A 17,334-nucleotide genomic window follows, 5' to 3' on the forward strand; every position below is an offset into this window, starting at 1 on the left:
AGCACAGGCAAAACATCATTAAAACGTAACCCCGGTCTGATACACCGGGGTTATACCCAAGTGACCTTTAATCGGTGTTTCTTCTCTTAAGATCCGGCGCGAGGTGACTTGGGTATACGACGTTTGGACATACTATGGAACAGTCACTTTTACCCAATATTTTTGATTATCTGTCGACGGTTGATCCCTTTGATCACCTCACCGCTGAAGCGCGCAATGCCCTGGCGTCTTCGGTGGACATTCTCTACCTGATGAAAGGCGAAGCCCTGGACGGTCATAAGATTGTCGGCCAGGGCTTGTTTATTGTCCGGCTCGGAGCGGTCGAGCAGTGCAACCCGGATCGTTCGCTGCGGGCCCGGCTGGCGGACGGCGACCTGTTCGGCTTCAGTCAGCTCCACAGAAACGGGGCGTGTGATTACACCCTGACCGCGATTGAAAATACGCTGCTTTACCGGATCCCCAAACAGGTGTTGATGCAGCTGATTGAAGAGATCCCGGCGGTTCGGGATCACTTTGCAGCCCAGGAATCGGTGCGGCTGGCCAGCACGGCGGCTATGGCTGAAGCGGCGGATGAAGCCATGTACTTGCGTCCGGTCAGTGAAGTCACCAATCGCAACCTGGCCCTGGTGTCGGCATCGACCCCAATCCGCGACGTTGCACAGGCCATGGTCGCGCAGCATCGCTCCAGTGCCCTGGTGATGGCTGGCGATCAGCTGGTTGGGATCGTCACCGATCGGGATATGACCAAGCGGGTGATCGCCGAAGGCATTGCAACGACCGAGCCGGTCGAGATGGTGATGACCCGGGATCCCCAGATCATTGATGGTCAGTCATCATTGATCGAGGCCATTGAAGCCATGATGCTGCATAACGTCCGTAGTTTGCCGGTGATTGAGCAGGGCAAAGTCACCGGCGTGCTGACCGCGACCAGCCTGGTGGAGAAAAGCCAGGTCCAGGCGGTGTTTTTAATCAACCGGATCTATCGTCAGGAATCACTGGCGCAACTCAAGGCATTGCTGCCGCAACGTCAGGCTGTGTTTGAGACGCTGGTCGAAACGGGGATGCATGCGCGCTCGGTGCAGCAATTAATGGCGTTGGTGGCCGATGCATTCAATAAACGGCTGCTGCAACTGGGCGAGCAAGCGCTGGGCGCTGCACCCATGCCTTATGCCTGGTTTGTCGCTGGCTCCCAGGCGCGCAATGAAATTCACGGTTTTTCCGATCAGGACAACGGACTGATCTTGGCCCGCGAGCCTGATCCTGAAGAGAAAGATTATTTCCGCCGTCTGGCTGAATTTGTCTGTTATGGTCTGGCGGAATGCGGCTACAGCCTTTGCCCGGGGCATATGATGGCAACCAACCCGCGCTGGTGTGTCTCCCTGGATCAGTGGCTGGCGTATTACCGCGAATGGATTGTTCACCCCGAGCCGCAGGCCTTGCTGGACATTTCGGTGTTTCTCGATGTGCGTTTTCTCTATGGTCAGGCCGAGCTGGTCGACGTGCTGAAGCACAAGCTGACGACGTATACCCGGGGCAATCGGCGTTTCCTGGCGATTCTGGTCGCGAACTCGTTGCGGGTGTCCCCGCCGCTGGGGATGTTCCGCCAATTCGTGCTGGCCAAAGATGGTGAGAATCGCAGTGTGTTTAACATCAAAAAGCAGGCGCTTAGTCTGCTGGTCGACCTGGCACGGATTTATGCCTTGGCTGCGGAGAGCCGGGAGACGGAGATGACCAAACGGCTCCAGGCGGCCGTGGATGGCGGGATTATCAGCCCGGCCAGCCGGCAGGAGCTCCTGGAAGCGTTTAGTTTTATTAATCAGGTGCGTTTTCGTCATCAGCGGATCGCAATGCAGCGCGGTGAAACGGCAAGTCATACCATTGCGCCGGCGCTGTTGACCCAGTTTGAACGCAACCATCTCAAAGATGCGTTCCGGATCATTGCCCGCTATCAGGAAGCGGCACAGCAGCGGTTTCATGCCAGGGGAGTGTTACGATGATCAAGCGGCTATTTCAATCCTTTCATCCGCTGGAACAACTCGAAAAGCAGCGTCAGGCAGAATGTGGCAAAGGCACGGTGGCAAGCCATCTCAAGCCGATATTTCAAGCGCCTGTCCCGCCGCCGGACACCCCGCTGGAAACATTGGATTTGGTGGTTCTGGATCTCGAAACCTCGGGGTTGGATCCGGAAACGGATGCCATCTTGTCAGTCGGAATGGTCGAGATCCGCCAGCAAATCCTGTCGCTTTCCTCCGGCCAGCACTATTACCTGCTGGCAGCAGATGCGGTGAAACCGGAAACTGCGGTTATTAATCATATTGTGCCAGAAACCCTGGCGGGCGGAATGACCGAGCAGGCTTGTGTCGAGAAAATCATTGCCACCCTGGCCGGCAAAGTTGTGGTGGCCCACGGAGCGGCGATCGAGCAAGGCTTCCTGCGCCGTGCCTTTCAATTGGCTCCCGATGCGCCCATGCCGCTGGTCTGGATCGATACCCTAATGCTGGAGCGGTCGCTGTCGGCCAACCGTGGCAAGGTGAATCCGGATCTCAGGCTGTGTCATATTCGCGAGCAGAAAGGGTTACCACCGTATCTGGCGCACAATGCGCTGGCTGATGCAGTGGCGACCGGAGAATTATTGTTGGTGCTGATCCGGGAAATCTTTGCCGGAAAAACCCCGGTGCTGGGACCTTTGGTCCAACGGTCGCTGAAAGGTTACGCCTGAGAGGCTTCGGGCGGTTGGGGTTGCTGGTGTGGGCCCGACTGCTCGAAAATCAGGGCGACCGCCAGGGTTTGAACCAGACACTGAGTCGCCGACAGCGAGCGAAACGCATCAACCTGGGCTTCTTTGACCACAAAGCAGATATCACTGAGAGAAGCCAGCGGGCTGATTTGGCTGTCTGTCAGTACGATTTGCTGCGCGCCTTTGGCGGCTGCAATCTGACTGGTGATCAGGGTCTCTTCCGCATAGGGTGAGTAGCTGATCGCAATCACCACATCCTCCGGACCAACCATGCTGATCTGCTCCTTGAACATCCCGCCACTACCATCAACCAGTGAGGCTTTGCGATCCAGGTGGCGCAAAGCATAGGTCAGATACGAGGCAATGCCGAATGAGCGGCCCAGTCCGACAATGTAAATATGGTTGGCCTGATTGAGCAGGGTCACCGCCCGCTGCAGCATGTCGGGCTGGATCTGGTTGGCCAGCCGCTCCATCGCCACGGCATTGGCGTGGGTAAACTCGTACAGAATATGCTCCGGTCGCTCCTTGACCGCTTGATCGCCCTCGAGTTGCCGGAACAGGCTGGCACGCTCGGTGTAACTAAACGTCTCTTCGACCAAATGCATTTGAAAGATCTGTTTGATCTCGTTAAATCCGTTGAACTCAAACGCGCTGGCGAAGCGGATCAGGGTTGACGGGGGCACTGCTGCTGCTTTGGCAATGGCAGCAACGGTATCGAAGGCGACGCTGTTGGGGTTATCAAGCACATAGCCGGCCACTTGCTGAAGGCGCTTGCTGAGGGTCGGGTAGCGTTGTCGTACATCCTGCTGGAACTGACTGACATTGGTAATTGGGTTCATGGAAATACCGGTTGAAATTTTTATTTCGCCATTCTCGCTTAATTCTCATATTGGTGCAATTTATGAAACGAAAATTCCATTTCATATCACGGTTGTTATTGCACCTTCTTCAAACGTTACAGCGTGGGCCGGCGCCACCAAGTTACCCTGTTGTTGAATCGGATGTTTAAAAGGTGAATTCTTTCATGATGTTAGCTATTTTTCTGCGCATCATTCAGGGCCAGGTCTGATCACTGACTTACTTTGATTGGGATAAGCCGATAGATGTACTGAGAGATCAGATAGTTAGATGGTGCAATATGAATGAAGCATACTCGGGAAGAATGGCCGCTAAAATCCGGATGCCCAACTTGAATGTTTGCATTATTTGTGGGCTAAATCTGGAAAAAGCATTTCATCTTGTCGGGAAAAGTGAATACAATGGCGTCGGTATGCCTATGGGGAGCTTGATATGAATGCCGCAAACAGCCTGACTGAGCTACAGGATCAAATTCGTGAAAAATACGATGGTCTCAGCAAGCGATTACAACAAGTTGCAGGCTATGTGCTTGATAACAATAACAGTGTGGCCTTCGATACGGTCGCAGTGATTGCTCAGCATGCGGAAGTTCCGCCCTCGACGCTGATCCGGTTCGCCAATGCCTTCGGTTTCAGTGGCTTTAATGAAATGAAACAGCTGTTCCGGCAAAACTTGCTGGAAGAGACAGCCAACTATACCGATCGGATCCGCTTGCTCAAAGAGCTGGATGATGACGCTGCGCCGCCGGAGCAGCCGATTGATATTCTGCAGGCGTTTTCCCGTGCGAATGCCCAGGCTATGCAGCAGCTGGCGGCACAAACCGAGCCGGAAAAACTTGATGCGGCGATCAATATTCTCAATCAGGCCGAAAGCATTTATCTGATTGGCCTGGGGCGCTCATTCAGTGTCGCTTCCTACCTGACGTATGCGCTGCGCCATCTGAACCGTCGGGCGTTTCTGATTGACGGGTTGGGCGGGATGTTCAAAGAGCAGATCAGCATGATTGGCCCGAAAGATGCGGTGATTGCGGTCAGCTTTTCACCTTATGCCAAAGAAACCGTGATGCTGAGTGAAGTGGCGGCGCAAACCGGCACCAAGCAGGTGATTATCACGGATAGCCAGATCAGCCCGCTGGCCTCATTCAGTGATGTCTGTTTCGTGGTCAAAGAAGCCCAGGTCGATGCATTCCGCTCCCAGGCCGCATCGTTGTGCCTGGCTCAAACCCTGGCGGTCTCGTTGGCGTTCCGGCAGGATGGAAATAAGAAATCCTGAGTCGGGGGAATCCGTAACCAAGTTTTTAAAACGCCTGACTGAGTCAGGCGTTTATGTTTGTGCGCCGAGCATGGCGTTGTTCTAGGAGGTGAAAGTCCTCTACGGGCTCAGTCGAGCGAGAACCGTTAGCCTATGCAAGGGTGCCCACCGTGAGGTGGGATCTGAAGGAAGCAAACGGCAAAACTTGGGTGTGACGAACAGAAACCTGATAGTAGGCCAGTACAACTTGGGTAACCTAGCAATATATAGAACAGCCCAATGCCTCGACGGGAAGTGTGTACGGGTAAATCAGGCACAGCCAAGGGAAAGAACAACGTCTTACCTCGGGAGATCTTACGACCTGTCTCGGATGAGACTAATACAACAGTGATGTTGTGTGACGGGGAATAAGAAGTCAGCAGAAGGCATAGTACCTTGGGGAAGTACAACCCAAGGGAAGGCCGGAACTGAATATATCAAGAAGCAGTCACTAGACACTCAATCATGTGGGGTCATAGCAAGATGAACAACATCTCTACGTACTACTGGGCAACACCGCAAGTGACGCTCATGGCCACGAAGAATGACAAGCATGATCGACGTAGACAGGAGGACGAGTCTTGGTGACCTCAACTCAGTTGATGGAGCGGATCTGCTCCTCAACAAATCTGAACCAAGCCCTGAGAAGAGTGAAGAAGAACAAGGGATGTGCTGGGGTTGATAAACTCGACATAACAGCGACTATCTCGATGCTTCGGCAGTCTTCTAATGGGCAAGCGCTCCGCCAGAGCCTTCTGGACGGGAGCTACCAACCCCAACCCGTTCTGGGTGTAGAAATTCCCAAACCTAGCGGGGGAGTGAGGCAGCTAGGTATCCCAACTGTACTTGATAGGGTAGTCCAACAGGCCATTACCTCAGTACTGACAGATATCTACGAACCTCAGTTTTCAAGCAACAGTTATGGGTTCAGGCCTAACCGCAGTGCCCACCATGCATTGGTGGCAGCAAGCCACTACATCAGGGAGGGGCGGGGTTATGTAGTCGACATAGACCTGGCGAAATACTTCGATACTGTGAACCACGATAGACTGATGCACAGGCTATCGGAGGACATCACAGATAAACGGGTCCTGAAGCTGGTCAGGTCATACCTACAGGCAGGCATAATGCGAAACGGGTTAGTTGAGCAGAGGCAACGAGGGACGCCACAGGGTGGACCATTATCTCCGCTGCTATCAAATATCGTATTAGATGAGTTGGATAAAGAGCTTGAGCGAAGAGGGCATAAGTTCTGCCGATATGCAGACGACTGCCAAATCTACGTGCACAGTGAGGAAGCCGCCAATCGAGTAAAAGCCTCAATCACGGAGTTCTTGGAGCAGAAACTGAAACTCAGGGTTAACCGTGAGAAAAGTGCGGCAACGAGAGTGACAGAGCGGACTTACCTAGGCCATCGCTTTCACCGAGATGGAAGCATCCATATCTCGAAGACAGCACAAACTCAGATGAAGAAGCGAGTGCGTCAAATAACGAAGCGGAATCGAGGGCGAGAGTTGAAGACAGTCATAGTCGAACTCACTCAATACCTAAGAGGTTGGCAACACTACTTCAAGCTTGCCATACGGAAAAGCGCGATGCAGCGCTTGGATGAATGGATAAGGCGGCGCTTACGGTGCTATCGCCTCAAGCAGCGCAAGCGCAGATACAGCATAGCGACATGGTTACGCCAAGAGGGTGTAAGCGAACGCAATGCGTGGAAGCTGGCGATGTCAGATAAAGGGTGGTGGCACTTGGCTTTATCGCCCCAGCTCAATCAGGCCATGCCAATGAAATGGTTCAAGGAGATGGGTCTGTACTCGTTGCGAGATGGGTACGAGTCACTGAAAATATATTCGGAACCGCCGTATGCGACCCACGCTTGTACGGTGGTGTGAGAGGACGGAGGCCGTGAGGCCTCCTCCTACTCGATTGGTGATCTAACGAACTACGCTTCGGGAAAACTCCCAGGTTGTGAACAGGCTGCGATGTTTGGGGGAACGGCAGCCTGTTCACTGGGTATCAGTTTGAGCAATAGGGCAGGTTAAAAGTCGACCCAGGCGGACTGGCTATCGGCGGATTCGACACATTTCTCGCACAGGCGCACCCCGTTGATCCCGGCATCAATCCCCGGGATCCAGATGCTGGCTGCCGTTTCCTCATCGCCGCGATTCATTGCATCAAACACCAGGGCAAAGCGATGATACAGGTTAGCCCAGGACTCAAAATAACCTTCGGCATGGCCGCCACCAATGTGGCTGGCGGCAACGCCCTCAATTTCCTGATACAGGTAGCCCATGCCGCGATCCAGGATCCGTGGCGGCTCTCCCTGAATTTCGAACCGCAGTTGGTTCGGATGCTCATCCCACCATTCGATGGAGGCTTTCGAGCCGACAATCCGGATTTTCTGCTGATGCATCGAACCGGCATTGACTGCAGATGCCCATAGTGTCCCGACGGCGCCACCTTCAAACTCCATCATGACATGAGCGTTATCTTCGAGCGGGGCGCGGGACGGAATAAAACTCTGACGCATACAGGACAGGCGGCTCACTTGCATGCCGGTGATCATTTCACACAGGTAGAACGCGTGGGTGCCGATATCACCGATCACGTAGGTTGGGCCGGAGACTTCAGGGCTGACGCGCCATTTCAGGCCCGGCTCTTTTTCTTCAAAGGCTTCGTTGTGAAACCCATGGGCGAACTGCATGTTGACGACGCGGATCTCACCGAGATCGCCCCGGGCGACCATTTCACGGGCCTGGTGGATCATCGGGAAACCGGTATAACCGTACATCACACCAATCACGCGCTGCTTCTCTGCAGCCAGTGCTTTCAGCTCCTCGGCTTCTACGGTGGTAAAAGTAATCGGTTTTTCACACACCACGTGTAAACCGGCATGCAATGCGGCTTTGCAGATTTCGTAATGGGTGGCGTTCGGGGTGGCAATGGATACGGCCTGAATGCCGTCTTCGCGCTGTGCTTCGGCTTCGAACATCGCCTGATAGTTCGGATAGCAGCGCTCGCCGTCCAGGCCGATATTGACGCCAAAATCGCGGCAGCGGTCCGCATTCAGGTCAAAAGCGCCGGCCACCAAGCGGAACAAGCCATCTCGCTGTGCGGCGTTGCGGTGCGAGTAGCCAATCTGGCTGCCCCGGCCACCCCCGACCATGCCCCAGCGAATGGGTTGTTCGAATCGACGTTCTTCATGAAACATAATTAAATCTCCGTAAAAAATGGGGTCAGTCGCAATAGGTGTTCTTTTGTCGTCGCTGATACCCGAAATGGGATTGGAACCACGTTGAACATGATGTGAACAATATAGTCCAATCCAAATACAATTTGAAATATATATTTCGTGATTTGTGATTTTGGAATAAAAAAGAGCGGCGCCATGCCGCTCTCGAAAGTCATGAAGGGGAGATCAAGCGCTTTTCTTGTGGCGCTTCATATCAAAGATAACGGCAATCACAATCACCAGCCCTTTGACCATTTGCTGCCAGTAAGCCGAGACATTGAGCAAATCCAGCCCGTTTTGCAGCACACCCATGATCATGGTGCCGATGATGGTGCCCTGAATCGTGCCAATCCCGCCGGCATGAGAGACGCCGCCGACAGTGGCGGCCGCAATGGCATCCAGCTCATACATCACGCCCAGCCCCGGTTGGCCGGAGTTGATCCGCGCGGCCAGGATCAGGGCCGCGATCCCGGCCAGCACACCGGCGTAGGTATACACCAGGATCTTGTATTTTTTCACGTTGATCCCCGAGACATAAGCTGCTGTTTCGTTGCCGCCGATGGCGTAGGCGTATTTGCCGAAACGGGTATAGTTGAGCAGGATGTAAGAGACCACAGCCATGACGATAAAGATCAGTACCGGCACCGGCAGGCCGAGCACGCTCCCCTGGCCAATCCACTGGTATGATTCAATCAGGCTGCTGACCGGGCGACCGTCGGAATAGAGCAGGGCCGCGCCGCGGGCAATAATCATCATCCCCAGGGTGGCGATAAACGGTGGGATCCCTGTATAGGCAATTAAGGCGCCGTTGATATAACCGCACAGGGCACCGACCGCCAGCGCCGCCAGGATCGGTACGATCACCGGCAGCTCCGGTAAGTTCGGATACATCCGCATACCCCAGTCGAGGCTTTGCGCCATACTGGCAGAGACCACCGCAGCTACGGCGAGCACCGAGCCTGAGGAAAGATCAATGCCCCGGGTAATAATGATGATGGTTACCCCGAGTGCCAGCAGGCCGATACTGGCCATCTGGGTCAGGACATTGAGCAAGTTCGCCACGGTCAGGAAGACCGGGGAGAGGATTGACATCACGATACACATGGCGATAAAGACCATATAAATCGCATACTTCGACATCCAGCGGCCGTAGCGCTGGCTCGGTGCTGCCTTGCCATCAGCGGTGGCAGCCATGATTTTCGCAATCATAATACTTTCCTTGTTCAGGAAGACGACCGGGTTGAATGTTCATCGGACGATCTTCCGTAGAGACAAAACGGGAGAGGGCGGTTAGTTTAGCGCCATCGACATAATTTTTTCCTGGGTGGCTTCGCTGCCGGTCAGCTCGCCTTTGAGGTTGCCTTCATGCATCACCAGAATGCGATCGCTCATGCCCATGACTTCCGGTAATTCCGAGGAGATCATCACCAGGCTTTTGCCCATTCCGGTCAGCAGGCGCATCAGCTTGTAGATTTCTGATTTCGCGCCAATATCTATGCCGCGCGTCGGTTCGTCGAGAAACAAGATATCCGGTTGGGTCAGCATCCAGCGTGCCAGCAGTACCTTTTGCTGGTTGCCGCCGCTGAGGTTATCGATGGTTTCCTGTAGGTTCGGGGTTTTCACCTTCAGCTGCTGGCAGTGATCTTCACTGTCCCGGCGCATCTTGCGGACATCGAGCACATTAAGCAGCGAGTGGCGATAGGCATCTAAGTGAGCAATGGACGTATTGGCGAAAATATCCAGCATCAGGTACAACCCGGAGTGGCGTCGGTCTTCGGTCAGAAATGCCATTTTGTGGCCGATGGCATCCTGGGGGGTGCGGATCTCGACGGTTTCGCCGTTGATTTGAATGTCTCCGCTACGCTTGGCACGGACCCCGAACAGAGTTTCAATCAGCTCGGTTCGTCCGGCACCGACCAGGCCGGCGATGCCGAGAATTTCCCCTTCCTTGAGCTCGAAATTGATCCCGGAAAAGGCACCGTCGGATGACAGATTGCTAACCGCCAGGCGGGTTTTTCCCGGAATGGCGGTCGGCGGCGGGAAAACGTCCCCCAGATCCCGTCCCACCATCATCTGTACCAGCTCATCATGGTTGGTCTGGCTGGCTTCCCGTTCGCCGATAAAGGTGCCGTCACGAAAGACGGTGATGTCATCGCAGATACGGAATATTTCATCCATTTTATGGCTGATATACACCATGGCGACGCCCTGGGCCTTGAGCCGCTCGATGATCTCGAACAGGTGAGCAACTTCTTTGTCAGTCAGGGCAGAAGTCGGCTCATCCATGATGATAATCTTGGAGTGATAGGAAATTGCTTTGGCAATTTCGACCATCTGCATGGTGGCAACCGTCAGCTCGCTCATCGGTGTGCGCGGATCCAGGTTTAAATCCAGCGTCCGGAGCAAGGCTTCGGTATCCCGGTACATTTTGGCATGATCGATCAGGCGGAGTGGGCCTTTGACGGGCTCACGTCCCAGCCAGATATTTTCCGCGATGCTGCGGTGCAGCACCGGCGACAGCTCCTGGTGGATCATGGAAATCCCGGCTTCCAGCGATTCCCTGGCACCGGTGAAGTTGACCGGGTTGCCCTGATAACAAATGGTACCGCTGTCACGTTGATAGATGCCAAACAGCACTTTCATCAGGGTCGATTTGCCTGCACCGTTTTCCCCCATCAGCGCCATTACGCGGCCTTTCCGCAGGGTCAGCTGGACATTGTCGAGGGCTTTGACGCCGGGGAAGGTTTTGGTGATCCCCCGCATTTCCAGTAAAACCTGGCTCATTCTCAGTACTCCGAGTGTTGTTCCCTGCCTGATGCCAGGCAGGGATAATCTGTAAATAGAGGGTGTGATTGAGAGCGGGAGTTAGCCTTTCTTCGCCTTGAACGCGGCTAAGTTCTCTTGGGTGATCAGCTCTGCCGGGATCCAGGTGATTTTGTCGAATGGCTTTTGTTCGACGGCGTTGATGGCCGCATCAATGGCGCCGCGGGCCTGACCGCCACCATCCTGAAATACCGTTGCATCCAGCGTCCCGTTTTCAACGGCCATCAGCCCATCCGGTGTCGCATCAATTCCCACCACCAGGGTGTCTTTCAGTTTGCCGGCAGCCTGTAGCGCCTGAATTGCTCCCAGGGCCATGTCGTCATTGTTTGACAGGATCACATCCAGCTTGTCGCCGGCGTTGAGCCAGTTTTCGGTGACTGACATGCCCAGTGCTCGCTGCCACTGGCCGGTTTGCTTACGGGTGACGCTGAAAGCGGCATCCTGGGCAAAGAATTCTTCGATCCCTTCGGTGCGCATCAGGGAAGCTTCCTGGGTCAGCATCCCCATCAGGATGCCGATATTAGCGCTGTCCATTGTGTCTTTGACGTACTGGGCCTGGGTTTCACCGAATTTCTTTTCATCCGAGCCGACATAGTAAACCCCGTCAGGCAGGTAAGAAGGGCGACGGTTGACATAAACCAGCTGGATACCCGCCTTGGTCACGCGGTCGGTCATCGGCTGAGTGGCGTCGGTATTTACCGGCACCACCACAATGGCGTCCATCTGTTGGACAATAAAGTTCTCGACCTGACCCAGTTGCTTGGCCGTATCTTCCTTGGCATCGACGATGGTGAGTTCGACTTTGCCGTTCAGGGTTGCAGCATAGTCGTTCATGGCATCTTTCATGTAGACGATAAAGGTGTCATCAAAGTTGGGGATCGCAACGCCAATGCGAATGGTATCGTCCTGCACTTTTTCTTCGCCGCACCCGGTCAGGGCCACTAAGGCGCTGAGACACAAGGCAGCCCCGATCCCTTTTGCGGGCTGGCGGATCCAGTGTTTCAACGTTTTGAGAAGCCCGGTCGGGCGGGTGTTTTTCCATAAAGCAGATAGCATGAAAGCCTCCTTGGCACCGGTTTTTACCCCGGTATGGGTTGTTTAGTTATTGGAATAAAATTTTTGTTTTGGGGCTATTTGTTACCCATGTTTCTTTCTGAAAATGAAATCAACATGGTTAATTTAAATAATTCAAAAACGAAACGTTTGTTCTGTTTTATGGTTTGAACTATATGCCGCTGGCGTTTTGATGACCACATCAAGTGTGATTTTTGTGTTAAAAATGTTAACTAGATCGGTGTGAAACGTATGATAAATCGATGAGTTAACCCTAAGTGATTGATTTAACTTATTTCAAAATGAGCTGCTGAATCAGTGTTTTGTTGGGACGGATGTCAGTCGATATTTGGCGACGGCCACCGCCACGCCACTCAAACCTGATTCAGCTCCCGCCTGTGTTCAATGTGTGATCGTGAGAAGGTTTTGCGATTTTTGTGTTTTAATTATTTTGTCTGTGTTGAAAATGAAATAAACATTTCGTATAGTCATGCCAAGTCATGATTCGGGGCAAACCTGCCTCGGTTGTCTTGTGATGTTGAGTGAATCATCAAACAGCGCACCGGCTTGGCCATCTGATTGACTGAGCATGATGCTGAGCTGCTTGGAAGCGAGAGACGTAATTTAGGAGCGAATCAATGGAAACAATTCAGAACTTCATCAACGGTCGGATCAGCGAAAGTCATAGCCAGCGTTTTGCTCCGGTTTTTAATCCGGCGACAGGTGAGCAGACCCGCCAGGTGGTCCTGAGTTCTGCACAAGAAACGGCCGAAGCCATTGCTGCGGCTGATCAGGCCTTTGCAGCGTGGGCGAAAACTTCGCCGCTGAAGCGTGCCCGGATCATGTTCAAATTCAAGGCGCTGCTGGAAGCAAATACAGATCGGCTGGCCCGTATCATCTCCAACGAGCATGGCAAAGTGTATTCCGATGCCGTGGGTGAACTGACCCGTGGCCTGGAAGTGGTTGAGTTTGCCTGTGGGATCCCGCATCTGCAAAAAGGGGAGCATTCTGCCAATGTCGGTACCGGCGTCGACAGCCACTCGCTGATGCAGCCATTAGGGGTTTGTGCGGGGATCACTCCATTTAACTTCCCGGCGATGGTACCGATGTGGATGTTCCCAATCGCGCTGGCAACCGGCAATACCTTTGTGCTGAAACCTTCGGAAAAAGATCCGTCGCTGGGCATGGCGTTGGCGGAATTGCTGCAGGAGGCCGGTCTGCCGGATGGCGTCTTCAACGTGGTGAATGGCGATAAAGAAGCGGTCGACGTGCTGCTGACCGATGCGCGTGTACAGGCGGTCAGTTTTGTCGGCTCGACGCCGATTGCGGAATACATTTACAGCACGGCTTCTGCCCATGGCAAGCGTTGCCAGGCGCTGGGTGGGGCAAAAAACCATTGTATCCTGATGCCGGATGCGGATCTGGATATGGCGGCGAATGCTATCATGGGCGCTGCTTTCGGGGCTGCCGGTGAGCGTTGCATGGCGTTGTCTGTTGCGGTTGCCGTCGGTGATGAAACCGCAGACAAGCTGGTGGCGAAACTACGTGGTCACATTGATGCGATGCGTGTCGGGCCGGGGATCGTGGACGGTCCGGAAAACGACATGGGGCCGGTGATCTCCGAGCAGCACAAAGCCAAGATTTGTGACTATATTGCCTCGGGCGTCGAGCAGGGAGCTAGCCTGCTGGTCGATGGTCGCGATCTGTCGGTTGCAGGTTATGAGCAGGGCTATTTTGTCGGTCCGACCCTGTTCGATAATGTCTCTCCGGAAATGACCATTTACCAGGAAGAAATTTTTGGCCCGGTGCTGGCGGTGGTGCGGGTGCCGGATTACCAGACGGCGCTTGAACTGATTAATCGCCATGAGTACGGCAACGGGACTGCGATCTTTACCCGCGATGGTGAAACGGCACGTCAGTTCAGTGAAGACGTGTGGGCCGGTATGGTTGGGCTCAATGTGCCAATTCCGGTCCCGATGGCGTTCCACAGCTTCGGTGGTTGGAAGCGTTCGGTCTTTGGCCCGCTCAATGTTCACGGTAACGACGGCGTGCGTTTCTATACCCGAATGAAAACGGTCACCAGCCGCTGGCCGGCCAGTGTTCGTCTGGAGCAGCACGCCAGCGCGTTTACCATGCCAACCATGGATTAATGAACTTTGTGTTGATCGTACGAGACAAAGCAGCCCCGGTGGTTCCCCACCGGGGCTGCTTTTGTGATGACGTCTGAAAATCAGTCCGAATGGAGAGGTGTTGCAAACTCGGCCAGTGCTGCTTGAGCTGCTGCAGTTGCCTTGTCGCTGAGGTAAGGGGCCATGGCCTCAAATAAACTGAACAACTCCGCCCCATACTGTTGTTTAAACGATTCGCTTGCGTAAACCAGCTCCAGCTCATTGGCGACCGTCAGCTCGCAAAAGGATTTGGCTTGCTCATCGGTTAACGGGAAGCAGGTGCCGGTAAACTGAGGCGGTTTCCTATAAGATCTACTAGAATCTCACGGAATATGTGCTTTGGGTATTCATCAACCGTATCAACGAGAAGGCTTATCTGATTGGGAGACATGTCTGTTCTCTCTGAAAATAGCCGTGGAGGTTGTTCGTATGTCTGGCGAGTTAAACATTCTGTTGGTTCATGGAGCCTGGGGAGATGGTTCACATTGGCGTCATGTGATCCCTGGGCTACATAGCAAAGGCTATCATGTTCGCGCTGTGCAGAACCCGTTAACCTCACTTCCTGATGATATTGAGCGTACAAGTAACCTGGCAGCTTCGTTAGAAGGGCCGGTGCTGATGGTTGGCCACTCTTATGGGGGAATGGTGATTACTGGTGCGGGAAATGCGCCTAATGTTGTCGGCTTAGTCTACATTGCCGCATTTGCGCCTGATGAAGGCGAAAACCCTGGCGGCTTGTTTGGGCTGAGAGAGCCGCCTCCCGGAGCCGCCATCATCCACCCTGACGATCAAGGTTTTTTGTGGTTGGATCCGGATCAGTTTCATGAGAATTTCTGTCCGGACGTCGATGAAACCGAAGCGCTTGTTATGGCGCTCAGCCAAAAACCAATTGCAGCCCGTTGCTTTGAAGATAAATCGGGTTCTCCGGCATGGAAAGTAAAACCGAGCTGGTATCAGGTGTCAGCGCAAGATCGAATGATTCCACCTGAAACAGAGCAATGGTTTGCAGAACGGATACAGCCTAAGAACACGATCACGTTACAAGCCGGGCATGCCCCTATGGCTTCTCACCCCAATGAAATCATAGAATTCATTGCTGAAGCAGCACGCCATGTCAGTTAGTGCTACTCCTATGTGACAGGCAGCGTAAACATCACTCTAATTGCGTTAGTATGAGTCTGAATGTAGAAAAACACTGAGCACTTTCGGGCTCAGTGTTTTGATGTTAGTAGTTTTGTTTGAGGCAGGAACAGACTCATGGCCTCGTGCAGTATCAGGCGCGTAGGAAGTCGAGGATCCAGCCGGTGACGCGTTCGCTGTCGACCGGTTTTGCCAGCGAAGTCAGGCCGTCGTCGAGGACCTGAGGCGGCAGCAGGTGCTGGCGAAAGTGCATCAGATCTTTCGAGTAGGCTTTGCTGAACTCCGGGTGGCCCTGAATCCCGAGCAGGTGCTGCCCGACCTGGATCATCGCATTCGGGCAGAAAGTACTGCCGGCAAGCACCTGGGTTTGTTCCGGCAGTTTGACCACCTGATCCTGATGACTAACGACCAGCGACAGGGTTTCCGGGACGGTGGTCCCTTCATTGAGCCAGCCCGGTGTTTGCCGCATTTCATGCGTTGCGACGCCAACGCCCCAGCCCTGAGGGGCCTGGATCACTTCACCGCCCAACGCCTTGGCAATCAGCTGGTGGCCAAAGCAGATCCCGACCAGCTTTTTCTGCTGCTGATGCAGCTGGCGAATGAAGCCCAGCAAATCACCAATCCACGGATACGGGTCGTTGACACTGTGGCGGCTACCGGTGGTCATGTAGACATCACACTCATCCACATCCTGTGGCAATTCCCCGTCCAGCGCCCGGTAGAAGACCAGCTCAAGCGTGTTATCCTGTTGGTGCAATAGCGCCTCAAACATCGCAGGATAGTTATCATGTTGCGGTTGCAGCTCAGTTGTGACGTCGTCACATTGTAAGATTCCGATCTTCACGTCCATTTCTCCTAAGAATCATTGAGTCGTCCCATGACAGCATCGGTAAAGATGCGGCTGTACTCGGCGGCTGAAAATTGGATCGGGTTACCGCCTGCGGAAGGATCGGCCACGGCCATTTCACCCACACGTTTGGCTTCTTCGATGGTGATATCGATCTCCGCCAGGGTATGCGGGATCTTCAGCTCGGCGCGTAGGTCGAGGATCCACGTCATAAAGGCATCAAAGCCCGGGTTGTCTAAATTCAGGTAGCGGGCCAGATTGGTGATTTTGTCCTCAATCACACTGCGGTTGGCCTCGAGCACATAAGGCATCAGAATGGCGTTCAACAGACCGTGGTGCTTGTTGTACAGGGCGCCCAGCGTGTGGGCGATGGCGTGCATCCCGCCCAAGCCGCGTTGGAAGGCAGTGGCACCCATGCTGGAAGCGACCAGCATCTGGGTGCGCGCCTCCAGATTATCGCCATGAGTGACGGCGATTGGCAGGTAATCTTTAATCAGGCGGATCCCTTCAAGGGCGATCCCTTCGGCCATCGGGTGATAGCTGGTGGCACAGAAGGCTTCGAGGTTATGCGACAGGGCATCCATCCCGGTGGCGGCGGTTATATGGGGCGGCAAGCCGGTAGTCACCTGCGGGTCGAGCAACACTTTCACTGGCAGCATCTTCGGGTGGAAGATGATCTTTTTGACATGGTTCTGGGTGTCGGTGATCACCGAAGCACGACCGACTTCAGAGCCGGTGCCGGCCGTGGTCGGGATGGCGATGACCGGCGCGATCCCGGCTTCATCGGCCTGCAGCCAGTTATCACCGACATCTTCAAACGCCCACAACGGAAGGGACTGACCAGCCATCAGGGCGATCGCTTTGGCGGCATCCAGACTGGAGCCGCCGCCAAAAGCGATGACCCCGTCAAAGCCACCCTGACGGTAGACTTGCAGACCATCTTCGACGTTTTCGCCAGTCGGGTTACCCTGAACCCGGCTGAAAATCTCGCATCCAACTCCGGCGTCATGGCACAGTGAGACGGTGTTAGCCACCATTGGTAGCTCGGCCAGCCCCGGATCGGTCACCAGCAGGGCTTTGGTGATCCCGGCTTGCTGACAGGCTTGACCGATTTGGTTCAGGCTGTTTTCGCCCACGGACATGGCGGTCGGATAGTTCCAGTTTCCTTGCAATTGCATGAGGC

The 17,334-nt window shown here is 54.2% G+C and carries 13 protein-coding genes; 6 read left to right on the forward strand and 7 right to left on the reverse strand.

The features are described 5' to 3' along the window. Positions 1 to 134: 134 nt before the first annotated feature. Positions 135 to 1,997: a DUF294 nucleotidyltransferase-like domain-containing protein gene (locus tag NNL38_RS22730; protein WP_255391147.1), complete on the forward strand. Its 1,863-nt coding sequence runs from the start codon at positions 135 to 137 to the stop codon at positions 1,995 to 1,997. Next, a complete protein-coding gene (locus tag NNL38_RS22735; protein WP_255391148.1) occupies positions 1,994 to 2,719 on the forward strand; it encodes an exonuclease domain-containing protein in 726 nt (241 codons plus the stop codon). Before NNL38_RS22730 ends, NNL38_RS22735 begins: the two co-directional genes overlap by 4 nt. Here NNL38_RS22735 and NNL38_RS22740 read toward each other — a convergent pair. Further along, positions 2,710 to 3,576, reverse strand: a complete 867-nt coding sequence (locus NNL38_RS22740; RefSeq protein ID WP_255391149.1) for a MurR/RpiR family transcriptional regulator — start codon at positions 3,574 to 3,576, stop codon at positions 2,710 to 2,712. The two genes, NNL38_RS22735 and NNL38_RS22740, sit on opposite strands and share 10 nt — an antisense overlap. A 451-nt stretch (positions 3,577 to 4,027) precedes the next feature. Between NNL38_RS22740 and NNL38_RS22745 the strand changes: the two genes are divergently transcribed. Together NNL38_RS22745 and ltrA are read left to right on the forward strand one after the other, a co-directional pair. After that, positions 4,028 to 4,867: a MurR/RpiR family transcriptional regulator gene (locus NNL38_RS22745; RefSeq protein WP_255391150.1), complete on the forward strand. Its 840-nt coding sequence runs from the start codon at positions 4,028 to 4,030 to the stop codon at positions 4,865 to 4,867. A 620-nt stretch (positions 4,868 to 5,487) separates the two neighbouring features. Beyond that, on the forward strand, positions 5,488 to 6,780 hold the full coding sequence (gene ltrA / locus NNL38_RS22750; RefSeq protein WP_369414645.1) for a group II intron reverse transcriptase/maturase: 1,293 nt from the start codon (positions 5,488 to 5,490) through the stop codon (positions 6,778 to 6,780). Positions 6,781 to 6,926: 146 nt separating this feature from the next. On the opposite strand, the gene NNL38_RS22755 is transcribed toward ltrA, so the two are convergent. The 4 genes from NNL38_RS22755 to NNL38_RS22770 all read right to left on the reverse strand — a co-directional run bounded on the left by NNL38_RS22755 (position 6,927) and on the right by NNL38_RS22770 (position 11,999). After that, positions 6,927 to 8,099 carry a Gfo/Idh/MocA family protein gene (locus NNL38_RS22755; protein WP_255391151.1) on the reverse strand — a complete coding sequence of 391 codons (1,173 nt, stop codon included), beginning with the start codon at positions 8,097 to 8,099 and terminating at the stop codon, positions 6,927 to 6,929. 207 nt (positions 8,100 to 8,306) lie between these two features. Next, on the reverse strand, positions 8,307 to 9,329 hold the full coding sequence (locus NNL38_RS22760; RefSeq protein WP_255391152.1) for an ABC transporter permease: 1,023 nt from the start codon (positions 9,327 to 9,329) through the stop codon (positions 8,307 to 8,309). A gap of 81 nt (positions 9,330 to 9,410) precedes the next feature. Beyond that, positions 9,411 to 10,904: a sugar ABC transporter ATP-binding protein gene (locus tag NNL38_RS22765; protein WP_255391153.1), complete on the reverse strand. Its 1,494-nt coding sequence runs from the start codon at positions 10,902 to 10,904 to the stop codon at positions 9,411 to 9,413. A gap of 81 nt (positions 10,905 to 10,985) precedes the next feature. After that, positions 10,986 to 11,999, reverse strand: a complete 1,014-nt coding sequence (locus NNL38_RS22770; protein ID WP_255391154.1) for a sugar ABC transporter substrate-binding protein — start codon at positions 11,997 to 11,999, stop codon at positions 10,986 to 10,988. 635 nt (positions 12,000 to 12,634) lie between these two features. On the opposite strand from NNL38_RS22770, the gene NNL38_RS22775 reads away from it, so the two are divergent. Together NNL38_RS22775 and NNL38_RS22780 are read left to right on the forward strand one after the other, a co-directional pair. Beyond that, on the forward strand, positions 12,635 to 14,146 hold the full coding sequence (locus NNL38_RS22775; RefSeq protein WP_255391155.1) for a CoA-acylating methylmalonate-semialdehyde dehydrogenase: 1,512 nt from the start codon (positions 12,635 to 12,637) through the stop codon (positions 14,144 to 14,146). A gap of 357 nt (positions 14,147 to 14,503) precedes the next feature. Continuing rightward, positions 14,504 to 15,286, forward strand: a complete 783-nt coding sequence (locus tag NNL38_RS22780) for an alpha/beta hydrolase (protein ID WP_255391156.1) — start codon at positions 14,504 to 14,506, stop codon at positions 15,284 to 15,286. Between the two features lie 151 nt (positions 15,287 to 15,437). Here the strand turns inward: NNL38_RS22780 and NNL38_RS22785 are convergent, their stop codons facing one another. After that, complete coding sequence (locus NNL38_RS22785) at positions 15,438 to 16,154, reverse strand: glutamine amidotransferase-related protein (RefSeq protein ID WP_255391157.1); 717 nt, start codon at positions 16,152 to 16,154, stop codon at positions 15,438 to 15,440. A 5-nt stretch (positions 16,155 to 16,159) separates the two neighbouring features. Further along, positions 16,160 to 17,329, reverse strand: a complete 1,170-nt coding sequence (locus NNL38_RS22790) for an iron-containing alcohol dehydrogenase (RefSeq protein WP_255391158.1) — start codon at positions 17,327 to 17,329, stop codon at positions 16,160 to 16,162. Between the last annotated feature and the right edge of the window lie 5 nt (positions 17,330 to 17,334).

It is taken from the genome of Photobacterium atrarenae, from assembly GCF_024380015.1.
Taxonomy (GTDB): Bacteria; Pseudomonadota; Gammaproteobacteria; order Enterobacterales; family Vibrionaceae; genus Photobacterium; species Photobacterium atrarenae.

Excerpts from the sequence above, each read along its gene's own strand:
- NNL38_RS22745 (WP_255391150.1), top strand. The coding sequence starts at position 4,028 with ATGAATGCCGCAAACAGCCTGACTGAGCTACAGGATCAAATTCGTGAA.
- NNL38_RS22770 (WP_255391154.1), bottom strand. The coding sequence starts at position 11,999 with ATGCTATCTGCTTTATGGAAAAACACCCGCCCGACCGGGCTTCTCAAA.
- NNL38_RS22785 (WP_255391157.1), bottom strand. The coding sequence starts at position 16,154 with ATGGACGTGAAGATCGGAATCTTACAATGTGACGACGTCACAACTGAG.
- NNL38_RS22735 (WP_255391148.1), top strand. The coding sequence starts at position 1,994 with ATGATCAAGCGGCTATTTCAATCCTTTCATCCGCTGGAACAACTCGAA.
- NNL38_RS22730 (WP_255391147.1), top strand. The coding sequence starts at position 135 with ATGGAACAGTCACTTTTACCCAATATTTTTGATTATCTGTCGACGGTT.
- NNL38_RS22755 (WP_255391151.1), bottom strand. The coding sequence starts at position 8,099 with ATGTTTCATGAAGAACGTCGATTCGAACAACCCATTCGCTGGGGCATG.
- NNL38_RS22775 (WP_255391155.1), top strand. The coding sequence starts at position 12,635 with ATGGAAACAATTCAGAACTTCATCAACGGTCGGATCAGCGAAAGTCAT.
- NNL38_RS22740 (WP_255391149.1), bottom strand. The coding sequence starts at position 3,576 with ATGAACCCAATTACCAATGTCAGTCAGTTCCAGCAGGATGTACGACAA.
- NNL38_RS22760 (WP_255391152.1), bottom strand. The coding sequence starts at position 9,329 with ATGATTGCGAAAATCATGGCTGCCACCGCTGATGGCAAGGCAGCACCG.
- NNL38_RS22765 (WP_255391153.1), bottom strand. The coding sequence starts at position 10,904 with ATGAGCCAGGTTTTACTGGAAATGCGGGGGATCACCAAAACCTTCCCC.
- NNL38_RS22790 (WP_255391158.1), bottom strand. The coding sequence starts at position 17,329 with ATGCAATTGCAAGGAAACTGGAACTATCCGACCGCCATGTCCGTGGGC.
- ltrA (WP_369414645.1), top strand. The coding sequence starts at position 5,488 with ATGGAGCGGATCTGCTCCTCAACAAATCTGAACCAAGCCCTGAGAAGA.